This window comes from Vreelandella sp. H-I2 (assembly GCF_052959335.1).
This window is the reverse complement of sequence record NZ_JBRAMC010000002.1, coordinates 630,508-653,281: the sequence shown is the minus strand read 5'-3', so window position 1 is coordinate 653,281 and position 22,774 is coordinate 630,508. Positions and strand designations below refer to the sequence as shown.

Annotated in this window: 16 protein-coding genes; 9 read left to right on the top strand and 7 right to left on the bottom strand. The window is 53.1% G+C overall.

Annotated features, from left to right (window positions below; all coding sequences use genetic code 11):
* Positions 1–28: 28 nt before the first annotated feature.
* The 3 genes from ACUVOF_RS07615 to ACUVOF_RS07605 are packed head-to-tail and all read right to left on the bottom strand — an operon-like array spanning position 29 to position 2,697.
* A complete protein-coding gene (locus tag ACUVOF_RS07615) occupies positions 29–964 on the bottom strand; it encodes a carbon-nitrogen hydrolase family protein (protein WP_447043747.1) in 936 nt (311 codons plus the stop codon).
* On the bottom strand, positions 951–2,456 hold the full coding sequence (locus ACUVOF_RS07610) for a sodium:solute symporter family protein (RefSeq protein ID WP_447043746.1): 1,506 nt from the start codon (positions 2,454–2,456) through the stop codon (positions 951–953). The genes ACUVOF_RS07615 and ACUVOF_RS07610 overlap by 14 nt, the downstream gene beginning before the upstream one ends.
* Entirely contained in the window at positions 2,449–2,697 is a 249-nt protein-coding gene (locus tag ACUVOF_RS07605) for a hypothetical protein (RefSeq protein ID WP_447043745.1), read from the bottom strand. The genes ACUVOF_RS07610 and ACUVOF_RS07605 overlap by 8 nt, the downstream gene beginning before the upstream one ends.
* Before the next feature lie 328 nt (positions 2,698–3,025).
* Here ACUVOF_RS07605 and ACUVOF_RS07600 point away from each other — a divergent pair, with 328 nt between their 5' ends.
* The 3 genes from ACUVOF_RS07600 (at position 3,026) to recD (ending at position 10,316) form a co-directional block, all read left to right on the top strand.
* Positions 3,026–3,925 carry a LysR family transcriptional regulator gene (locus ACUVOF_RS07600; protein ID WP_447043744.1) on the top strand — a complete coding sequence of 300 codons (900 nt, stop codon included), beginning with the start codon at positions 3,026–3,028 and terminating at the stop codon, positions 3,923–3,925.
* Between the two features lie 233 nt (positions 3,926–4,158).
* Positions 4,159–7,959 carry an exodeoxyribonuclease V subunit beta gene (gene recB / locus ACUVOF_RS07595; RefSeq protein WP_447043743.1) on the top strand — a complete coding sequence of 1,267 codons (3,801 nt, stop codon included), beginning with the start codon at positions 4,159–4,161 and terminating at the stop codon, positions 7,957–7,959.
* 59 nt (positions 7,960–8,018) lie between these two features.
* Positions 8,019–10,316, top strand: coding sequence for an exodeoxyribonuclease V subunit alpha (recD, locus tag ACUVOF_RS07590; RefSeq protein WP_447043803.1), 2,298 nt, complete (start codon positions 8,019–8,021; stop codon positions 10,314–10,316).
* 230 nt (positions 10,317–10,546) lie between these two features.
* Here the strand turns inward: recD and ACUVOF_RS07585 are convergent, their stop codons facing one another.
* The gene (locus ACUVOF_RS07585) at positions 10,547–13,486 is read right to left on the bottom strand and encodes a DEAD/DEAH box helicase (protein ID WP_447043742.1); all 2,940 of its coding nucleotides are present in this window, start codon (positions 13,484–13,486) and stop codon (positions 10,547–10,549) included.
* 117 nt (positions 13,487–13,603) lie between these two features.
* A complete protein-coding gene (locus tag ACUVOF_RS07580; RefSeq protein WP_447043802.1) occupies positions 13,604–13,786 on the bottom strand; it encodes a DUF427 domain-containing protein in 183 nt (60 codons plus the stop codon).
* A gap of 367 nt (positions 13,787–14,153) precedes the next feature.
* On the opposite strand from ACUVOF_RS07580, the gene ACUVOF_RS07575 reads away from it, so the two are divergent.
* Positions 14,154–15,386, top strand: a complete 1,233-nt coding sequence (locus ACUVOF_RS07575) for a DUF4236 domain-containing protein (protein ID WP_447043741.1) — start codon at positions 14,154–14,156, stop codon at positions 15,384–15,386.
* A 79-nt stretch (positions 15,387–15,465) separates the two neighbouring features.
* Here the strand turns inward: ACUVOF_RS07575 and ACUVOF_RS07570 are convergent, their stop codons facing one another.
* Positions 15,466–16,188 (bottom strand): LuxR C-terminal-related transcriptional regulator, encoded by a 723-nt coding sequence (locus ACUVOF_RS07570; RefSeq protein ID WP_447043740.1) that lies wholly within the window; start codon positions 16,186–16,188, stop codon positions 15,466–15,468.
* Between the two features lie 323 nt (positions 16,189–16,511).
* On the opposite strand from ACUVOF_RS07570, the gene ACUVOF_RS07565 reads away from it, so the two are divergent.
* The 5 genes from ACUVOF_RS07565 to ACUVOF_RS07545 all read left to right on the top strand — a co-directional run bounded on the left by ACUVOF_RS07565 (position 16,512) and on the right by ACUVOF_RS07545 (position 21,848).
* Positions 16,512–17,249, top strand: a complete 738-nt coding sequence (locus ACUVOF_RS07565) for an acyl-homoserine-lactone synthase (protein WP_447043739.1) — start codon at positions 16,512–16,514, stop codon at positions 17,247–17,249.
* A gap of 327 nt (positions 17,250–17,576) precedes the next feature.
* Positions 17,577–17,726 (top strand): hypothetical protein, encoded by a 150-nt coding sequence (locus tag ACUVOF_RS07560; protein WP_447043738.1) that lies wholly within the window; start codon positions 17,577–17,579, stop codon positions 17,724–17,726.
* Positions 17,727–17,838: 112 nt separating this feature from the next.
* Positions 17,839–18,537, top strand: coding sequence for a lasso peptide biosynthesis B2 protein (locus ACUVOF_RS07555; protein WP_447043737.1), 699 nt, complete (start codon positions 17,839–17,841; stop codon positions 18,535–18,537).
* Positions 18,491–20,269 carry an ATP-binding cassette domain-containing protein gene (locus tag ACUVOF_RS07550; protein ID WP_447043736.1) on the top strand — a complete coding sequence of 593 codons (1,779 nt, stop codon included), beginning with the start codon at positions 18,491–18,493 and terminating at the stop codon, positions 20,267–20,269. The genes ACUVOF_RS07555 and ACUVOF_RS07550 overlap by 47 nt, the downstream gene beginning before the upstream one ends.
* 4 nt (positions 20,270–20,273) lie before the next feature.
* On the top strand, positions 20,274–21,848 hold the full coding sequence (locus ACUVOF_RS07545) for an asparagine synthase-related protein (RefSeq protein ID WP_447043735.1): 1,575 nt from the start codon (positions 20,274–20,276) through the stop codon (positions 21,846–21,848).
* Between the two features lie 265 nt (positions 21,849–22,113).
* On the opposite strand, the gene ACUVOF_RS07540 is transcribed toward ACUVOF_RS07545, so the two are convergent.
* On the bottom strand, positions 22,114–22,746 hold the full coding sequence (locus tag ACUVOF_RS07540) for a LysE family translocator (protein ID WP_447043734.1): 633 nt from the start codon (positions 22,744–22,746) through the stop codon (positions 22,114–22,116).
* Positions 22,747–22,774: the final 28 nt, after the last annotated feature.

Sequence of the window (22,774 nt, the reverse complement as noted above, 5' to 3'; positions counted from 1 at the left end):
GTTGATTTCACACTAAGCTTAAACGTGCTCAGTCACTTCTGACTGGCGACTTCGCTTCCGTGTCCACATGCAGGCTGAAGACATCCGGGCGGGCATAGTGGCCGACCGGATCGAAATCGAGCTTGCTTCGTACGATCACGTCCTGGGAAACCTCTGCATAGAGGATGCCCTCTTCGTTAAACAGAGGACCCGCGAGCACTTCTCCCATAGGACTTACGATCATACTCGCACCTCGCATCAGCACCGCTTCCGGTTCACTCGCAGGCGCTAGCAGGCAATCATAATCATCGGGGAAATCGCCCCGTGTCAGATACTGGCAAGCACTCATTACATAGCAGCGCCCTTCAAGGGCAATGTGCCGCATGCTGGCCAGCCATGTATCTCGGTCATCGGCGGTAGGTGCGCAGTAAACATCAACCCCCTTGCTATACATGGCCGAGCGCATCATGGGCATATAATTCTCCCAGCAAATCACTGCGCCCACCGTACCTACACCGGTCTTGAAAACCGGCAGCGTAGAGCCATCGCCAAACCCCCAGATAACACGCTCGCCGCCGGTAGGCATCAGTTTGCGATGCTTGCCCACCAAGCCCTGCTCGGGATCTATATAAAGCACGGTGCAATAGAGGGTATAGGCCGTACGCTCAATCACTCCCATGACGACAAATACATTATGACTCTGTGCTGCATCGGCAATCAGAGTCAGCTCCGACCCATCAAGATCAATGGCGCTGCGATAGTAGCGAAGAAACTCATCACGCCCCTCCTCGGTTCGTTTACCGACCGGGCTACCAAAGCTGGCACCTTTGGGGTAGCCCCCTAAAAATGCCTCGGGGAATACGACGACCGTTGCCCCTTCGTCAGCGGCTTCACCTATCAACCTTGCCCCTTTTTCAGCGGTCAACATAGGATCAAAGGGATGAGAACCTGCCTGAACAACGGCGACTTTTTTAGCTGATTGCATGAGCAGTTACCTTCTGTGTAGATTGCTTGCCATAGAGCTGTGCGAACAACGCATGGTAGTCATTGTCGCCGCTCACTGGCGCAGCCTGGGTAAAACGGCTGACAAGGGCAACCAACAGGCCATTGACGATGATCGCGCTGATGCCTGGACCAAAGAACAGCGTAAAATCGGTAGCAGCACTTACGAACAGTGTGATGACGCCCACTACCATCCCGGTTAATGCACCAGCGGGAGTAATCCAACGGAAATAGAGCATCCCCAGTGCGGTGGGTACCAGCTGCAAGCCAAGGCTGAAGCCCAAGGAAGCAACGGGCACCAGGTAGCCGGCCCCGGAAGGGCTAAGGGCAAGCACCAGTACAATGCTGGTGATCAGCCCAATAACCACTTTGTTGACCAGTCGTAGACGCTTTTCGCTCATCTCTTTATCAAAGAACCGACGCCATACATCCTCGGCCACAAGGCTTGCCGAAGAGAGCAACTGACTATTGATGGTAGAGATGGCAGCGGCAAGGATACCGGCGACCACAAAGGAGCCGAGAATAGGAGCATATTCAGCAAAGATCAGCGGCAGAATGGCATCGCTATTATCGGCCGCCCCAGGCACCAAGCCGGGAATGTTGGCCGAAAGGCCTATCACTAGCGGAATGCAGGCCATCATCCAGGAGTTCCAGAAAGGGGTGAACATCGCCACCTTGCCCAGCACTTTCGCTGAATGCGCCGAGTAGAACTTTTGCCACATGTGGGGCAACGCCCAGGCGCCAAAACTCAGCCCAACCCATAACTCCAGCATGGCTACCGGATTGCCTTTATTGGTCAGCAGTTGCGGCTCGACCTCGGCCACGTTCTGCAGAAACGACCAACCGCCCGCTTGACCAATAATAAACACCGCCGTGAACACCAGTACCGTAGCGAAGAAGGTGCCCATAAAGGCATCTGCCCATGCGGTGCCCCTGAAGCCCGCCCAGAGCACGATAAAGCCCACCACTACCGACGTCACAATGACCCCAACGGCATAGGGAACAGTGCCACCGGTTAGGCTTTCCAGTGCACGTGCACTGCCTGTTACCTGAATCAGCATTACCGGCACCAACGCGATAATACCGACAATGGAAAACAGCAAACGAAGCGTGGGGCTCGAGTAGTAGTGCTCTACCATTTGCCCAGGCGTAATGAAGTTGAAGCGTTTCCCTATATACCAAATGCGCGTGCCAAACAGCCAAATAAACACACTGCCCTGAATGATCGCCCAGGTAGTAAAGCCCGCAAACCAGATCCCTTCTCGATAATAGACACCGAATGAACCCAACAACGTCCAGGTAGAAAAGTAAGTCGCCCCCATAGACATCAGCAGCAGCGCTGTATTCATGGAGCGCCCACCCACCACGTAATCGTCAATGGTGGACGCATTATGCTGCCGAGCACGCAGCGATATCGCGACAAAGATTGCGATAAACGCGATCAGTATGATGATAGTGACAGCGGTGCTATTCATGCCCGCCCTCCTTACGTTCAAATGCATCAATACGTTCAGAGAGTGGCTTGAAATAGAGTGGATACAGAGCGATGGCACAAAGTGTCAGCACTATATTGCAGGTCAATACCCAAGCCAGAGGAAGAGATAGTGGACCTATCCAAACCAATTCATTGAGGATATTAAAGTAGGGAAGCCAGCTTCCAATAAGTGCCAATATAAGCACCAACCAAAATAGTTTTCGTTTCTGTCCTGTCAACATTGGAGTCACCTTTAAGTATAGAGCCAAAGCCAACATCTCTTTTTAGCTTTATTTACTAAGTTTTATAGCAAACCGTGTTGAGCGAGCGTCTCGACTATCGTTAAGCTATGTCTTTAAAACGCTTTCAAATACGTTTTCACAAAAATTCTCTCATAACTTACTGAGCTCACGATTGTCGCTAACAAGAGATACCTAAGTACTGCTTTGCAGTAAGGTAGAGGATAGGGAGCGTCAGGGTGTGAGAAAAACGCTATTGTTAGCACGACGCGTTGCCGAAATGTAAACGCCAACCTATATTGCTGTTTTTAAATAAAAAAAAGGGCGCCATATGCAAATTTCAATGTTTAAGTACTTCCTGGCCGTTGCGGAAACGGGTTCGATACGACAAGCGTCACTCACTCTCCACGTGAGCGCATCCGCGATTAGTCGTCAAATTCAAAACCTAGAGCATAGCTTTCAAACCACGCTGTTTGATCGCTGCGCAGATGGGATGTTGCTCACGGAAGAGGGTAAAGTTCTGGCGCTCCATATGCAGCGCACCATGCGTGAAATGGAGCTAGCTAGAGCAAAAATAGATGACCTTCATGGCTTAACGGCAGGGACGGTGAGATATGCCACTATTGAGGGCGTCGTCAGAGCGTGGCTCTTCCCCGCCATCGCGGATTTTCAAAGCATCTACCCCCTCGTCAAGTTTAAGGGCTTTATTTCGGGCGCTGAAGCTGTCTACCAAGCGCTTGAAAATGACCAGGTCGATTTCGGGATCACAATGCATGACGACTTTTATCCGGATATTGGCATCGTTGAAAAATTTACCACTCCTTTCAAAGCGGCCATGTCTCACCAACACCCTCTAGCTCACCGGAAATCGCTTCACCTTGAAGAACTCGTGCCCTATGAACTCACCATGCTCGACTCAACCTTTCATACCCGCCGTGCCTTAGACTTATCCTTATCTCGAAAAGGCTTAAACATCAGGATTGGTTTCGAGTTAAATCATATCGAATTAATCAAAGTGCATGTCTTACAGACAGGCAATATAACCATTCTGCCAGACTATGCTGTCAGCCATGAAAAGCAGCACAAGAAAATGGCAATTGTAGATATAGCCGAAAAAGAGATCCCCTTCGCCACTACCATTCTTTGTGTTCGGCGGGGGCGTATATTAACTAAAGCTGCCCAGGAAATAATAAACAGCTTAAGGAAGCGCCCCATTACGTTGCCTTTATAGCGATAAATAAAATAAATAAAACCAATATAGGCACGCCAGCCACAATAACTTTATAACTCCATTAAAGCGCAATTGATTACGTCAATATTTCAAGCAAAAACCAGCTATAATCGCCGTTTCTAGAATAACCTGGCTTCTACCCAGCTACCTTCTCGTGTTCAAATAACACCTAGACTAGCCTCGCCCTCCAGCGCTATACAGTGCTGACCAGTGAATACTGCTCGGGAAATGCCATGCCTTCTATCACATCTCTTGACCCACTAAGCCTGCCGCTTCACGGCAGCCGGCTGATAGAGGCCAGCGCGGGCACCGGTAAAACCTTCACTATTGCACTGCTTTACGTGCGGTTGGTGCTCGGCGGCCACCGCACTGACGATGACACGGCATTTGTACGCCCGCTCACGCCGCCGGAAATCCTGGTGGTTACCTTTACCAACGCCGCCACCCAAGAGCTACGCGAACGTATCCGCAACCGGCTGGTAGAGGCCGCCGAAGTGTTTCGCGCTGATGGCCAAGAAAGCGATCAACTACTGCTAGAACTCCGCGACCAATACGACCCCGCCACCTGGCCCGCCTGTTCGCGGCGCCTGGCGCTGGCCGCCGAATGGATGGACGAAGCCGCCGTTTCAACCATCCACAGCTGGTGCTACCGCATGCTGCGCGAACACGCTTTCGACAGCGGCAGCCTGTTCTCGCTGAACCTGGAGAACGACCAGCGCGAACTGGAACAGGAAGTGGTGCGCGACTACTGGCGCAGCTTCTACTACCCGCTGGACAGCGACGCCCTCGGCACTGTCATTAGCTACTGGAAATCACCGGACGACCTGCACGCCCTGGTGCAGCGGCTACTGCCCGAAAGCGAAGCGCTGGGCGACAAAAAGCCCGAGCCCAGCGAGACCCTGGCCGCCACCCAGGCAGAACGCGCCGCAAAGCTCAGCGAACTCAAAGCGCCCTGGGCCGCCTGGCTGGACGAACTGGTGCCCGCCCTGGAAGAGGCCGCCACGCGCAAAGCCTTCAAGGGCCAGAGCTTCAACGCCAAAAGCCGCGCCAACTGGCTAGGCGCACTACGCGAGTGGTGTGAAACGGAGGCCGACCGCCCCGCGCTCACCGACGCCGCCTGGAAACGCATGACGCCTGACGGCATGGCCGAGATATGGAAAGAAGGCGCGCCGCCCTGCCCGCACGTATGGGCAGCGCTAGCGCAACTACCAGCTGCACTGGCTGCCCTGCCCGAGCCACGCAACGACCTACTGATTCACGCTGTGCAGTGGTGCCGCGCCCGCATGGAGCGCGAGCAGGAGCGCCGCGCCGAGATGGGCCCCAACGACCTGCTTACGCAGCTAGACCGCGCCCTGCAAGGTCCCAATAAAGAGGCCCTGGCCGCGCAGATCCAGCGTCAGTTTCCCGTCGCGCTGATCGACGAGTTTCAGGATACCGACCCGGTCCAGTACCGCATTTTTAATGCCGTGTATGACGTCGCTCAGCCCCGCCGTGACAGCGCTATCCTACTGATTGGCGACCCCAAACAGGCGATTTACGCGTTTCGCGGTGCGGATATTTTCACCTACCTGCGGGCCCGGCACGACACCGATGGCCGCCATGTCACGTTGGGCACCAATTTCCGTTCCAGCAGCGCCATGGTGGCGGCAGTTAATCACTGCTTTCACTACGCCGACCAACATAGCGCCGGGGCTTTCCTGTTCCGTGCAGAAAGCGGCAACAACCCCCTGCCGTTTAACCCAGTGGAGGCCAAAGGCACCAAGGAGGCGCTGGTACTCAACGGCAAATCTATCCCGGCGATGACCCTATGGCCAATGGAGTGCGAAGAGCCGCTTTCCAAAACCGTCTACCATACTGAAATGGCCGAATGCTGCGCCTCGCACATGGCCGCGCTGCTGGAAGCAGGCCGCCTACAGCAGGCAGGCTTTGTACAAGTGGGCGATAACAGTGTGGCGGTCGATAGCAGTGTGAGAGGCGAAGAGCAATCACTCACTCCGCTGGCTCCCTCGGACATGGCGGTGCTGGTCAACGGCCTGCAGGAAGCTCGGGCGATTCGACTGGCGCTGGCCAGCCGAGGCATCAAGAGCGTCTACCTTTCCGATCACGACAAGGTATTTAGCTCCCCCATTGCCCCGCAGTTGGCCATTTGGCTACGCGCCTGCGCCGAGCCCCAGGCCAACTCCCGCCAGGCGGAAGCCAAGCTGCGCGCCGCCCTGGCAACGCCGGTGATTGGGCTAAGCCTTGAAGCACTCGATTACCTCAACCAGAGTGAGCTGGCCTGGGAAGCGCGGGTCGAGCAGTTCAGCGACTACCACCGCCTGTGGCAACGCCAAGGCGTGCTGCCGCTGGTGCGCCGATTGATGGTCGATTTTGATATCGCCGCACGGCTGCTGGGCGAGTTCGCCGAGGGTGAGCGTTTGCTAACCGACCTGCTCCACCTGGGTGAAATGCTGCAGCACGCCAGCCAGGAACTGGATGGCGAACACGCGCTGATTCGCTTTCTGGCCGAAGCCATTGCCGACCCGGACAGCCACGGCGACAGCCACAAGCTGCGCCTGGAGAGCGACGCCGACCTGGTCAAGGTAGTGACCATTCACAAATCCAAAGGGCTTGAGTACCCGCTGGTGTTCCTGCCGTTTATCGCCAACCACCGCCCGGTCAGCGACACCGACCTGCCGCTGCGCTGGCACGATGGCGAAGGCACGCTGCAAATTAGCCTGAACGCCGATGAAGAGACACTTGCCACCGCTGACCGCGAACGCCTGGGCGAAGACCTGCGCAAGCTCTATGTGGCGCTCACCCGCGCCCGCCACGCCACCTGGCTGGGGCTGGCAGCTCTAAAAGGCAGCGAGAACAGCGCCATCGGCCACCTCATCAACGGCGGCAAAGCCATCGCCCCCAGCGGGTTTACCCAAGCGCTAGGTGAACTGGTGGCAGGCAGCGACATCGCACTAAACACCGCCCCAGAGCCCACCGCGCTGCGCTTTACCCCCGCACCGGAACAGCAAGCGCTAGGACTGGCCCGCACCCCGCTGCGCCCCGCCCGGGAACAGTGGTGGATCGCCAGCTATTCAGCGCTGCGTACCTCGGGGGCTCTCTCAGGCGCTGTTACCACGCCCGTCCCATCGCCCATGCCCGAACCCACCACCCCCCAGGAAGCCACCACCCTGGAAGTTCTGGATGAGCCCCACGACAACGCCATTAACACCGAGGCGTTCCACCTGCACCGCTTTCCCCGCGGCCCAGGGCCAGGCACGTTTTTACACGGCCTTTTAGAATGGGCGGGCCAGCTAGGCTTTGATAACGCGCTAAAGGACCCTGCCGCTCGGGAAGACATGCTGCGGCGGCGCGTACAACTGCGTGGCTGGCAGGCATGGTACGAGACGCTGGCAGGCTGGTTTGAAGAGCTGCTCTCGACACCTCTTCCCCTGCCTCACTCTCTGTCACTGGCCCCGTCAAATCCCAGCGAGGGCAGCCAGGTGGCGCTATGTGAGCTCGAAAGCTACCAGGTGGAGTTGGAGTTCTGGTTTGCCGCACACCACGTAGAAACGCGCAAGCTGGATGAGCTGGTTAGTGATCACTTACTGCCAGGGGTAGCGCGCCCCGTGTTGGATGCCGACACCCTCAACGGCATGCTCAAGGGCTTTATCGACCTCGCCTTTGAGCATGAAGGCCGCTTCTATGTGCTCGACTGGAAATCCAACTACCTGGGCAGCGACGACAGCGCCTACACCGCCAATGCCCTGCGCGATGCCATGCTCGAAAAACGCTACGACCTGCAAGCAGCGCTGTATATGCTTGCCCTCCACCGGCTGCTGAAAGCGCGCATGCCCGACTACGACCCACACCAACACCTGGGCGGCTCGATGACCGTGTTTCTACGCGGCAGCCGCACCACCGCCCGCGGGGTACACGCCGTGCCCGCGCCGGTCGCGCTAATTGAAGCACTGGACGCGCTCTTTGCAGGCACAACGGCAAGCATAGAATCAGGCGCAGCAACAAACTCAGTAACAGGCCAGGAGTCACTGGTTTGAGCAACCAGCATGAGCAAACAGCTATGAGCAAAAGAGACACAGCCTCTATGAACGAGCCCATGAACCTTGATCTGTTTGCCGATGACGCGCCTCCTGCTGCTCGATCTGAAGATGCAGCGGCACCCACAGCACCACAGGTAGCCGCCCAGCCCCACCCCGCGCTAAGTGATACCGCTGAACTATTTCGGCTGTGCGAGCGCTGGGTCGCCCGTGGCTGGCTGCGGGATTTAGATTTGGCCCTGGTGCGTTTTTTTGAGCAGGAAACCCACAACACCCCACCGCTGCTATTGCTAGCGGCGGCGCTCGCTAGCCATCAGCTTGGCCGTGGCCATGTGTGCCTGGACCTAGCCGCCACGTTGGCCGCCCCGGATTTTGCGCTTTCGCTACCGCCGGAAGGCGACGATCTGAACGACCCGCCGCCGCTGCCCAGCCACGTGCTGGCCACGCTAACGCTGCAAGAGTGGCAGGCCGCGCTCAACCACCCCATGCTAATCAGCGACGGCCCCGGCAATACGCCGCTGGTGGTAAGCCATAGTGGCAACACCAGCAAACTCTACCTGCGCCGCTACTGGCAGTTCGAACAAACCCTACATCAGGAAATCGCCACCCGATTAGCCACCACAGAACTTGATAAAACGGGTGGGAGGGAGCTTCAGCTCTCGAAAGGTGACGATAGTCACCCCCAAATACTCAAAGATGCACTAGATACGCTATTCCCCCCCACCAGCACCCTGGATTGGCAAAAAACCGCCTGCGCCCTTGCCGCTCGCAGCCCGTTCGCCATCATCACCGGTGGCCCCGGTACCGGTAAAACCACCACCGTGGTGCGCCTGCTAGCCGTGCTGCAAACCCTGCAACTGGCACAGCCCAACGCTCACCCGCTGCGCATCCGCCTGGCCGCCCCCACCGGCAAAGCTGCCGCACGGCTGAATGAATCCATCGCCGGGCAGGTGAAAGACCTGCCGCTTAGCGGGTTGGAATCGCTATTAGATGAGCACTCAGCGGCCTCCTCATCGAACGCAATAGACATTCCGACAGAAGTGACCACGATACACAGGCTACTTGGCGCCCGCGCCGACACCCGCCACTTCCGCCACAACGCCGCCAACCCGCTGGCGCTGGATGTGCTGGTGGTGGATGAAGCCTCAATGGTGGATATCGAAATGATGACGGCGCTACTCAGCGCCCTCCCCGCCAGCGCCAAGCTGGTGCTGCTGGGGGATAAAGACCAACTGGCATCCGTGGAAGCAGGCGCCGTGCTGGGCGACCTGTGCCGGCGCGCCGACGCCGCCCACTACACACCCGCCACGGCGCAGTGGCTGGCCGAACTCACCGACCACCCGCTGCCGGAGGCATTAATCGATCCGGACGGCCAGGCGCTGGATCAAGCCATTACCATGCTGCGTGTAAGCCACCGTTTTACTGAAACCAGCGGCATTGGTCAGCTTGCCCAGGCGATTAACCAACCGCTAAGTGAGGCACTGCGTGAACGGGATAAACACCAAGCCGTGCATGGCGTACTGAATAACGGCTACGCCGACCTGCACCACTTGGTGTTGAAGCCAGACGCGCAAAACGAAGACAGCGCCCTGGAGCGCCTGGTGATCATCGGCAGTCCGGAACGTTTTTCCAACGAAGGCGAAGGGCGCACCAATTTCAAGGGCGAGCCGATTGCACCGCCCACCGGCTACCAGCACTACCTGAATACCCTAGCGAGTGAACGGCCCGATACGGCACTAGCGTTTGAAGAGAACGGTGAAGTTTACGATGCCTGGGCGAAGCAAGTACTCAAGGCCTACAGCCGCTTCCAGCTGCTGTGCGCAGTGCGCAAAGGCCCATGGGGAGTAGAAGGCTTAAACCTGCGCATCGCCAAAACATTGCGCCGCGAAAAGCTGCTGTTTGGCAACGACCACACGCTAGAGAAAGGCTGGTTCGAAGGCCGCCCGGTACTGGTCACCCAAAATGACTACGGCCTAAAACTGATGAACGGTGATATCGGCATCACAATGGCGGTGCCTGATCCACGAAGCCCTTCAAATAAGCCAGGAGGATCGCTATTAAGAGTCGCCTTTCCGACCAGCGACGCAGAAAACCCTATCCATTGGGTGCTGCCTTCCCGCCTGCACGCGGTGGAAACCGTATTCGCGATGACGGTACATAAATCACAAGGCTCCGAGTTTCAGCACACCGCCCTGCTGCTACCGCAAACGCCCAACCCCATTCTCACCCGCGAGCTGGTCTATACGGGCATCACCCGCGCCCGCGATTGGCTCACGCTGATCGAAGCCAAACGGGGGATATTGAATGATGCGGTGGCTAGGGAGGTTATGCGGGTTAGTGGGATGGAGAGGTTGTAATCAAAATCGACATTACCATTGGGGGTGTTGGTTTTCGGCCTAAATAGCCATCACCGATGTAACCCGGCTGATAGTTTTGTATAGAATTCATAGGTCGAGTTTTTCCTAAATCACACAACGTCACCAAACATGAACCGTTTAGCTGCTTCTTTTCCCTCACTTGCTGAATGTTATACCAAATTAAGGGAAAAGAGGCGTGAAGCCGCGTCTGTGGCTATTTCATGTTCTCGTTATGGACTTGTAACTACTTTAATGTCCGACCCAGATACACTTTTAATATACGAGTAGCTTGTGCCAAGTACAGCGAGTTGTGCCGCGGAAATTTTTGCCGCAGAGATTGCAGGCTGAACAATCACAAATCTAAAGACCATTTCGTGGTCATGACACTTGTTACGCATTAACTCCAACTGTTTAGGACTACCCTTGAGTATTCTTATGAAGCCTTTTGGTAAAGACTTCTGATATCTATCCATTAGTCTGTCAAAGAATTTTTCCTGAGTGTACAGCCATTTAACAGACCTTGATGCTTGGCCGCAGACCTCATATACGTCTTCAACGCGTGCACCGGGCTGGACTATTCCATTCTTCATTTGACAGAACTTACAGTGATAAAGGTCAACGTAGATAGTATCTTTGGTTTCTCTTATTGCTACGAGATCTGCAATTTCTCCTTTGCCATCATCATCGAAAACAAGTGTGTATTTGTCCTTAATTTTGTTGAAGGTAAAGCCTTGCACAGTATCCAGATTGCGAGTTGCCCGCATGGACTCGTTATGAATTTTGGTAGTTCCCCAATCCCAAGGCTCTATTAGCGCAACCGGAAGCTTGATATCCAGACTGTTAGGCGTAAAGTACCTATAGTTGCCTTCGACGATCGAACCATCCACTGCTAGCAATACCAAGGGATTAGCATCTAGATACAGCTCTAGTAAGCTTTCTTCACCAAAGATTATTTTTGCGCCTGCACAAGAGACTCTGTAACTATCGTCAAGTAACCGTATTGAGATTTCGGGGAACTTGCACTCAATGCCGTCTGTTGATGTAGCAAGGATAGGAATGCTCAGCGTTAGATCGTCGATACGCTGGGGTTTCCCAAGCTGAACATCGAGAAGGTTGAAGATTTCACCATTAAAATACAACGAGATCTTTTTCTCATTTTCAATGGCAATGGACTCTGGCCAATCTGCATAAAACAGCCCTTTTGGCCACCTACCAACGATCTTTTCCGCTCGCATAACATCCTTGAGTACGTCGGAAGGATTTATCGTTGCATCGTTGAGTTTTTTTGAGGTCCGCTTGCACCACTCTATCCAGTAGAGGATGGTAGAGGAATTCATCTCCCATATTTTACCTTTATGAGAGCAACCGACGGTGGTTCGCTCTCCAAGCTCAAACCCAGTCGCGAATATATTAGATTTCTTTGCCGTGCCATTCTCGATTTCACTGATGACGGTATTGATGTCACGTCCAACGTGCATAGTGAATCTAAGATCCTTGCGCGTCCTTGAGAGACCTACATTCTGAAGCTTCATGAGCTTGATATTATGCAGGGTTCGAAAGGTAGGTTCGCCATTGATTCTTCTAGCATCCTTCGTAATCAGTTTCAAAAAACGCGATGCTTGTGTCTCGTCCCCCGAGGTGTGGACAAATAAGGTGCTGTCGACTTCATGGTAGTAAGCCAAATATAGAACCCAGCTCGTATCAACGATCTCAGATGTTTGAGCCCAACCAACGGCAGTCTCTCGTCGAGTCACCATAATGATGGTGTCAGCCTCCTCGTTGATTGAGAAAAACTTTATTCCTTCTTTCTTATTGGAGAAGTGTTCAGCTTGCTCTGGCCTCCAGTGATCGCGCTCTACGTGGAAGGCGACCGCACTGATCTTTGGATTTGGGTTTAATCCGAAAATATTCTCTGCGTCAGCATCATCAGGGAACTGCTCAGTAAAAGTTTCCTTCTCAATTTCACGGTTAATCTTATCGTGGCTTACATCTCTGATCACAGAACTCCAGTCGGCACTCTCCTTGTAGAGCGCAGCCATTTGGTAATCGGTTTTCTGATTCGCAATGTTTGCAACGAATTTGGCATCGCCAAGTGTGTCGTCCACCCGGGTCAAACGACCAATGAACTGGAGCGTGACGGCTGGGCTTCTATGCTGGTCATGAATAGCCGCTATCTTCAGCTCTGGCAGGTCAAAACCTTCACCAAGCATGTCGACGCATACAATGATCTTATATTTCTTTTGGACGATCTCGCCCAGGAGCTTAACTCGATTCGGCACTTTACTGTGAATGAGCACGGGAGAAAGGTCTTTGTGTTTTTTATAGATTTCAAACAGAGCTTCGGCGCGTTTCATTGATCTCGCACGCACCATTAGCAGATGATTAAGTCCTAGGTCTCGATCGCTTCGTAATAGCTCCACGGCCTTGTCTGAAATCACATCGTCAGCCAGCTCTAGGTTGTATTCGCGGACTGGATGAAACTCTATCGGCTTAAAGTAACCGTCGATCTGTGCGTCTTTAAGGGGATAGTTGTAGATAATTTTGCCTTCGAGAGGTTGCCTGTCTTCTCTGAAAGGCGTAGCGGTGAACTGCAGGCAGGGCTTAGCTTTGAAGGCAGCTTTTACTCGTTCCCACGACATAGCTGCAACGTGATGTGCTTCATCAATAATTAAATGGCTGCAGATGTCAGATAGGGCTTGGAGAGCTTTGTTATCGAAGCGCTGCAACGCCTGGGGAGTAGCAACAATAACATTCGCCTTGACAAGCTCCAGCACTTCTTCTTCTGTCATTTTTGAGTCAAGTGCCTTCACGATTGGATTAAGTGCCGTGTTGGACACTGCGCCGATCTCGCGCAGCTTTTCTAGCTCCCTAGCTTTTTCTACAAGTTGGGTTCGCAATGCATCAGATGGTACAAGAAAAAGAGCCCTTGGTATCCGGCCTGCGATTAGCAACCCCAGCATGGTATCCGTCTTGCCTGTGCCAGTGGGCATTACGATAGTTGCGGTAGTGGCTGGGGACATCACCAGATGCCCAAGAGAAGCATATAGAGCCGCTAACTGAGGCTTACGCAAACCGAGTGTTGCAGTTTCTCTGACAGCCAAATCGAAATTAAAGAGGTGGTGCTGCCAGCTTTGATAGACGTCTAAGTAATTATCTGTAGCATCGGCCATTGCATTTACCAAATCGAGGTGTGGGAGTGAGAGCGTTTAGTCCAATGGCTATGCGATATTGGCCTGCGTGAAATTCAAGGCCTGCGTTGGGTCGCACGGCATCATTTCCCCACCACATCAACCCGGTCGCAAAATGAAAAGTACATGGCATCGCCCTTCAAGGGGGGAGTGGGTCTTGCTGTTGGAGGCCATCTGCAGGTTCATCCGTAGCTCGTCGCGGATACAATATTGGCGCGGCGTATAGTCGAGCTCACGTAGATTGATGTCGCTTGTGGTGTCTGTAAGTACGGAGCCGCCAATGCTAACTCGAACTTGTCGGATGGTGATGGAGGGCGAGTGGAAGCCGTTGGCATAGAGCCATCCCTTACGTATGAGGATTGTAGTTATAAAAATATGAGATTAATCCTAGCACCCTAAGCTAACTTGTCCCATCCTAGCTATCAACGGTTACCGCGAAATACGACCTAAAGGCAGTCGACGCTGCATCGGGTTCCAAGTAGGTAGAGCTTGATGTTGGCTATCGCCTTGGGGAACGTGCCTACACTCACTGCCTTGGGCGACGAGACATAACATCGGCATCCCGAAGGCAGGCTTAAGCGATACCATATCGAAGCTTAGGAACAAGGGCGAAGACGATAATAACTGGTAATAACACAGGGAGCGGAGAATGGCACTTCGATTTAATCGGCGTATCCGTATTGCCCCAGGCATTAGCCTGAACCTCAGCAAAAGTGGTGTCGGGGCCTCTATAGGTCCTCGTGGCGCCAAAATAAACGTTAGCAGTCGCGGTGTATATGGCAACGTGGGACTGCCGGGTACCGGCCTAGCCTACCGTGAAAAGCTCAATAAGCGTGGAAGCAGGAGCGCCCAAGCGGGAGCTCCCTCTCCCGGCAAAGCACTTGAACAGCAGCTCAAGGCTGGTGGCTCGGCGGTGGTGCGTGTTCGAGTACAAGAAGACGGCGAGCTAGTGATCACTGGCGATGGTGGCCAGCCATATGACGAGACAGAGCTCCGTGTACTTCGTAAGTACGCTGGAGAAGGCATGCGCGATATGCTCCAACAAGCATGCGATCGGCTGAACGCCGACCTCTCGGCGCTGGCGACAGTGCATTGCGATACGCTATTCCCACAAGACAAGCCTGTATTTCAGAGCCGAGCATTTCCCGAACCCGAACCCCAACGCAAGCCCCTTATTCAGCCAACACTCTGGAGCCGTATCTGGCCCCCGGCTAAACGTCGGCTAGCAGAACAAAACGAGCGGTGGGCGGAACAATACGCACACGCCTTTAGCGAATGGGAGGAGGCAGCACGGGCCTTTAACGAGCAGGAGCGGCAACGGCGTGAGCAGGAAACCGAGTTAGTGCTGACGAATCTTGATGCCATGGCCAATGTTCTTGAGGAACATCTGGGGGAAATTCCGTGGCCCAGAGAGACGAGCGTGAGTTTTGATCTCGGAGATGATGCTAGCACCATCGCTATCGACATCGAGCTACCCGAAGAGAATGATTTCCCAGACGTGGAATACACCCTAGCCGCTAAACAACCGAAAGTTTCTGTCAAAAAAATTGCCGCCACTCGGCGGCGCATTCTGTATCGCGACTACGCTCATGGCGTGGCGATGCGCGTACTCGGTGAAATATATCACCGTCTTCCAACCGTTCAGCTAGCGCTTGTATCGGCCTACGTACCGGCACTCGACACCGGGACTGGTCAGCCCACTGAAAGCTATCTGTATAGTGTCCTGGTTACCAAGCCTCAATGGCGAGAAATCAATTTCAAGGCCCTCGCCAACATCGAGCCACCGGCAACCCTAGAGCGTTTCGAACTGCGGAGAAAAATGACCAAGACGGGAGTGTTCAAATCTATTGAGCCGTTCGATGTTGAAGCTCTGGAGAGCTAGTGAGCCCCGGATCAAGACCAACCGAGCCCCAAAAGACAGGGAGTATTTTGAGATGAGGTCTACGAATCCGCATCTTAATTCAAATCAGCCCCTGGTGTGCAGCAGCAGCTATAGCCTGCGCTCGATTGGTTACATCTAATTTCCGGTAGATGTTGCTCAGGTGAAACTTCACAGTGCCCTCAGAAAGGCTGAGGATCATTCCTGTTTCCCATACCGTTTTACCTTCACTTGCCCACTTTAGCACTTCCAATTCACGCACGGTCAGTGGCTGTATAGACGTATGCTGCTTTATACATCCAGTTGCTGTATGCAACGCTGGCATGACATTACTAAGTGCCCATTGGGCTGCTGGGGGTAGCACGTTGTTATCGACGCAAATAGAACAGATTGTGACTATATCGGAGTGCTCTTGCGCAAAACTGCACGCGACCCCAGCGTGCAACCCATAATCAGCGGCTTTTTCAAAAAACGCAGGCGGGCAGTAACTTCCAAAGTGTGTATAAGCGTCTTTCCAAGAGTAAATATCTGAGACTAAAGATGCATAACGTATCACTGGGTCGACCTTACCAAAATCTTGTGCCAAGTAAGTTTGTATCCATTTCGGAGGATAGTCATGGCTAACAAGATGCCTGACTGAGGAAGCGGATGGATGTTTTGCTTGGCACAGAATGATGCCATCGCAACAGCTGAGGTCACGAAGCCAATCCAGCGTGTCTGAGACACCTCGTTCTGGCTGTGAAAGGCAGCTTTTCATGTGGTCAATAAGGCCGAAAAGAGTCGCTTGATCCAAGTCATCGGACATATCGTTTTCCACCTCTCTGGTATTCCATACCTCGGCCCGTTACAGCATCTCTACGGATATTACTAATATTACACATCCAAGGTGGCGCGGTATAACCCGCTACCTTGGGAAAATAACTATGTGTAGTAGTTGGATAACTCCCCTCATGTAGTGTCTGTAGTGATTAGCTGAGTGGTGTACTCCTCACTCTCTGGTCTTACCTTCTAGAAAGTGAACCTATAGTTAACTCCTGCTGTTTCTACCTATCCATTTGGTTAGTAGCCATCACTCTCAATAAAGTTAATTCTAATACAGGAAATGACGATAACGATACTGGTATACACATGAGTGCAAAAAAAGCGAAACCACCTTCCCCAAGTTCTGATGATATAAAGCCACTCACACTTGATCACCATGAGTACCGCCTTGAATACCCATTGTGCGACTGTCGTTTAACTCAAGCATTCGAACTCAGAGCCAAGGTCTTCTGTCGTGAGCTTAGGTGGGTAGGCCACGAAGGGCAATTGCGAGAAGTCGATGCTTTCGATGATAGCGTTTGGCATTTAGGTGTCCTGGCTCAGGGTAAACCAGCAGCTTATTTAAGAGTGCACCCTTATTGGGCGCCTTGGATGATCGATAGTGTTTTTTCTGACATCGCGCCGACAGGTTGCTCACTACGACGGCCTGGTGTCTGCGAGGTATCACGCTTAGCAGTAGCCCCGGCATTCCGTCGCTTCGCTTTTTCAGATAATCAAACCGCAACTAGTCTGATCTTAAAGCTGCTTTACACTTTTTGTACTCTAAACCAAATCGATAAGGTGTACATGATCGGTACTAGTCGTTTACTTCGTGCCTTGAGGCTGCACGGCCTCCCCTGCCACCCAAGACCAGGGAACCATCATCAGTCTGATCGGGATGCACCGATTTTCGCTGCCCTCGACTGGGATGAGTTTCGGTCCAGCAGCGACCTGCTTATTGCTAAACGACGCCCTGGTTTTTTGGCAATGATGACACAAGCCAAGCTTGCACATAAAGAAAAGCTGGAACGAGCATCTCAATGCCGCTGCAAAGTACATCTCTAATCCCAACGTCTATTCTTTACTGTCTTATTTTACTGATCACCGCCGTAGGGTAAGAGCGAATTACGTATAAATCGACCTCAATTTTCTCTTCTGTTTAGTTCTCTTCTGTCTAGTTCTCTTCTCCACGACTGCCCCCGATAACTACCTGTTAGCTGTCGAGCTAGCAAGTAGTTGTCATGTAATCACAAGAATAAGGCAAGTGTTGCCCGAACGCGGGGTAAGCCAGCATATGACTATCCAGATGGACAGGTGCGCAGTCTTATCATCCCCGATAACCTCATTAGTGCCGACGTCGGAATTGAAACAAAGCCATAAAAGGAGAAAGACATGTTGAAGAAAAATAGCGTGAAGAAGCACCTACCCAGCGTGCTACGTCAAAAGGCATCTACCTTCAAAGCGAGCAGTGCAACTCGCGGGGGAGGCGGCGGTGCCATTATTGAGGGTTCCTATGCTGTTTGGCGGGATCCGTGGACCTAAGGCCTAGTGCCTAACTGGCATGTCGCACCTAGTGCGACATGCCTCATTGTCACTTCTATGTTCCGCCTTTTTATATGCGGCCATCCCTGTCCAGCAACCCCGGAGCCATGACATGGAGGTTTATCCCAAGTTTAGCCAATATGTTCACTACGTACTTCTTAATGGTGAATTCATCATTCTTGATGAGCAAGGAGACCGTTACGTCATCTTAGAAGCGCCAACTAGCTTAGAACTTGAGTTGGCTCTAATGGAGGGAAACGAACAGTCAGCGCTCGTTCAAGAACTGCTCAATGTAGGATTACTCGAACTCTCGAGTCAGCGTCAGTCGATCCGGAGAGTTATCGCACAGGAACACGGGATTGGCGACTACGAGTGGCGGTTTGCTCGCCAATTTCACCAGGCAGTTTCAGTTAAATGGATGAATCTCCGCGCGCTTCAAACTTTGCTTTGGATCAAGACTTTGCTATCAACGCGAGGATTTCACACTGCAATGAATAGCCTACGTGCGCTAAAAGCTGCACAAGCGCATTCAATACGCATACCGACGGAAACCAGTGAACACAATCGAATTTGCGCGTGCGCTGCTAACGCTATAGCAGAGGTAGCACTCTGGGTGCCTTATCGTGTGGAATGCCTGGAGTTTTCCATGTCGCTATCACGACTACTTCTTTCACTTGGTGTCTGTACCACGTTCCGTATAGGAGTTCAGCGATACGACTTCTTGTCACACGCTTGGGTTGAGGTTGAGGGAAAAGTGCTAGGCGATGACCCGAGTTTGCCCGAAAGAATGTGTCCGATTGTTGAAATCTAGACCACAGAGCCCTGCTATGAAAGATACGTATTCTCCATCCTATCTGGCCACCTACCGGCGCGGACTCGAGTTGATTCGAATTCGCTATCCAAGATTTTTTATCCACCTCATATTAGTACTGCTGCTCATGATCAGCATAGCGGCGGTGGGCGCATCTGTTCCCTATTTACTGCGGCAAACAACCAACCTCTTAGTTGAGGATTCGGGTGAGGCGGCAGTGGGTATGATCTACGTCTTCGCTACTGCCTATGCAGTCGGCTGGACGTTAAGCAACATGATGGAGTGGGGAAAGAATCTCGCCAGTTCATACGTGATGGCTAGGTGCGATGCGGCCGTGTATTCGAGTATTGTGCGGCGTCTGCTACGGTTACCTTACCAAGCGCAGCATCAGCTTGATACAGGTGTGGTCATGGCCGACGTGAACCGAGCAATGAGCAGCTTCGGCCTGATCAACCACGCCCTCTTCTGGACCATCACCCCGGTTGTGATCCAGCTTTGCTTTGTCTTTGGTATTCTCTGGCAGGTGATCAACCTCACCTTCGCAGCCGCCTTCATCCTGGCCATCGTTGTGCTTTTCGCGTTGACCTACCGAATTGCCGATACGACGACCCGCATCCACAAGAAATTCTACCAGACGCATACTCAGCTGAGTGAATTCCTCGCCGAGCGCCTACGTGCCCTGTACGACATTAAGATCAACCTCGCGGTTGGGCATGAAGAACGCAAACTCGACCAGCATCTGCGCACCTACGTTCACACGGTATACGGGACCCATGCGAAGCTCAGCGGTTTAATGGGTGGACAAGTTCTCGCTGTGGGCGTCGTGCTAGGTGGGTTCACGCTCTATACCGTCAGCGAAACGCTACGCCAGCGCTATCAAGTCGGCGATTTCATCATGATCACGACCTATGTGGTTCAACTCACCTCCCCGTTCGTCATGATCGCGGCGGCGCTGATCGACCTCAAGAAGAACTACGTCGCTCTCGGTGACGGCCTTAGATACCTTGGCCTGCCGACCGATCCCAAGGCCGGGGCCGATATCACTCTGGATCATCAGCAGCCTGTCTTCACGCTACGCGAGGTTACCTTACGCGCCGATGACGCTACCTCCGCCATGCCGCTCAGTGTGGAAATTCAGGCTGGCAAGATGTATGGGATACGCGGCCCATCTGGAAGCGGAAAATCCACGCTGTTAAGAACCCTTCTGGGGCTTGAACCTCAAGCTGATGGTGAGATTCACTTTCACGGTGTCAGTGTTCGCCGCCTTTCACCGGAGGACATTCTTAGCGAAGTAAGTGTCGTTCCCCAAGCACCGCTGATTTTCAGCGGTAGCGTTCGCGAAAATCTTCTGTACGCACACCAACAGACCGTGCCTGACCAAGAGCTCCTGGCACTCATCGAACTGCTGGATCTAGAACGGATCGGCGGTGAAAGCTCTGGAGAAGGTGTGCTGGATCGAGATGTCGGCGTACAAGGAAGAAATCTTTCCGGTGGGGAGCAACAGCGCATCGCCATTGGCAGAGCGCTGCTGCGCGGCACACGCACCATGATCCTCGATGAGCCCACGGCAGCGCTGGACAGTGCGCGCGAGATTCAGCTCATGCAGGCGCTAAGGTCACGCGTTGAGACCCTGGTGGTAGTAAGCCACCGTGAGCAGGTACTTGCGCTTGCCGATGAGTGCATTGATGTCGGATCGTACAAAGCACCGATTTTGGCGGAGCAAGGGAGCTAAGCTTATGACGTTGGGGTACTTAAAGGATGCGCGACAAGATGGCGTCAGTAAACCTTGGACCAATAGCGTTGTGCACCAGCTCATCGGTCGTGTTCCGTTGCTGATAAGTCTCGATGACAGTTCAATTAAACCAGCGCAAGGGCAAAGCCAGCTCAGTGGGATGGCGATAAGGCGTAATGCTCGCGCCCCGTATGTCGAAGCTAAGGGCGGCAAGATAAGGGTGCGGAATCCGTTGGGTAGTTGCCGTGAGGTATATTTACGAACTACGTCTTCAGGTGTATTGGTTGGCAGCACACTTGAGGAGGTACTAGAGAAAGGAGCCAACACGCCAGCGCTCGAGAAGGTTGTCGCGCACTTGAATAACGACAGTACACTGGGTTTCTCAATTTGGAGAGATGTGCATGTTATCCCCGCTGGCGGCGTGGCTCACCTTCAGCGTGGAGAAGCACTCCGCATCGCCTCGGAGCTAGATTCAATACATGCCATAAGCAACGCCTCTGGAGATCCAGCTGCGATACTAGAAGAATTGCTTCAACAAGAGGCTCTTACAGAGCGTTTCGGTATTGCGTTCTCGGGCGGGTGTGACTCGACGTCTTTGCTCTATGCAGTTGCTGCCGTATACGGGATAGAGCAACCTGTAGCCTGCACTTGGTACTTTCCAGGCGGTAGTGCACACGATGATGCGATGATTGCCTCGGCTATTGCCGACGAACTCGGAATCGAGCACTTTTCTTTAACGCTTTCGGAGGATTTGCTATTTCGTCCGATTCAGCGGCCGCTACCTGCAGCTCCTTCAACTGCACTTGCCTTCCAAGCCGTCATCTATCAGCTCGCGGAGGAGCTATCGATACGAACCAAGACACGGCCTGTGAAAATTCTAGATGGCCATGGTGGCGACCAGATATTCCTCGACCCAGTGCCGGTGGCAACGCTACGTGATACTTTGCTCAGTCAACCTTCTGCATTCGCCCGAAAACTTAGGCACTACGCTCATTTGTACTCGGTTAGTTATATTCGAGTGTTACGAGCAATAATGAAGCCGTCTCCGAATCCGGTTAATAAGTTTCTCCGAGACGAAGTAATTGCTAGCTTCTGCCAAGATCGCCCCTCGCTCACAGTTGCTAGAAACGAGCCTATAAGACGCGCATGGATGCAAGATGCTATCAACGAGAACAGCTATCGTGTTATCTGCGATGAACGTGCGCAGTATTTGAGGCCATTCACTCAGGATGAAATGCTCCGTTACGCCCTTTCGCTTCCTACAGACACCCTCTATGATAAAAATCATACGCGGCTACCTTTCCGGCAGAAAGTCGCTAAACATTACAATACGAGTGCCGTTTTCCGACGCAGGAAGGGCTCAGTTACAGGGGCCTTTCAGAAAGCACTGTGGAACAATAGAGCGTATCTGGAACCGCTGGTTCTCGATGGACAGCTCGCTCAGTGGGATCTAGTAGATCGTGAAAGGTTTAGAGATGTCTACAACCAAACGGCACTAGGCTGTGGTGGGTTTGACCACGACCTTCTCAAGCTCCTTACCACTGCCCTACTCCTAGACGCTTATCAAAGGCTGTTGTAGTTGGGGACATTTGCAGACATTTCTCGACCCTCGCCAAGTAGCTAGCATCGATAAGAAGCAACTGTTTTAAAAGACTAGTTCACTGGGTGTTGCCTTCACGCCTGCGCGCAATAGAAACCATGTTCGCAAGGACGGTACTCAACTCCCAAGTCTCCGATACAACCGTAACGAAGCGAAGATTCTGGCAAACGCTTCATGGCTTTATCGCCAAAGCTCACTTGTCGGATCCAACTATTTGTTAGCTTCAAAACCGTATATGACACTACTAACTAGGACTATTGCGAGCCAAGAGAGCACCTGCACCGATCATCAAACTGCCAGTAACCCAATCCCACCACTGCCTTATGTGCGGTCTACGTAATGCCCGCGCAACGCGCTCCATAAGTATGATAACGACCCACCACCATGCGATACCAATCAACACATCAAGCACGCCGAGTATCAAAATTTGCTGAGCTGCACCGACCGTTGGATTGATAAACTGGGGTAAGACACTTAGGAAAAAGATGATTGCCTTTGGATTAAGCAAATTGCACAAAAAACCATTGGCAAAAGCACGCCTACGGCTAGCAACCTCAATAACCTCTTGTGCATCTGCCTGTTCACTGCGGTACTGGCTACGACTGCTGTACAGAACTGTTAATCCCATCCAGATCAAATAAGCTGCACCTACCCACCGAATCAGCATAAACAGCTCGGCGGAGCGGGCCGCAATGGCCGAAAGACCCAGGGCAGCCATCAGCATATGTATACAGAGTCCGCTTTGAGCACCCAGCGCTGCGGCTAACCCAAGTCGACGATGCTTTACCGCATACCGACTGACTAGCAAAAAATCCGGGCCAGGAATCAGATACGCCAATAATACGACTGCGACGAAGCCCATAAGCTCAATACCCATCCACCCTCCTTTTATTTATTAAATCAAA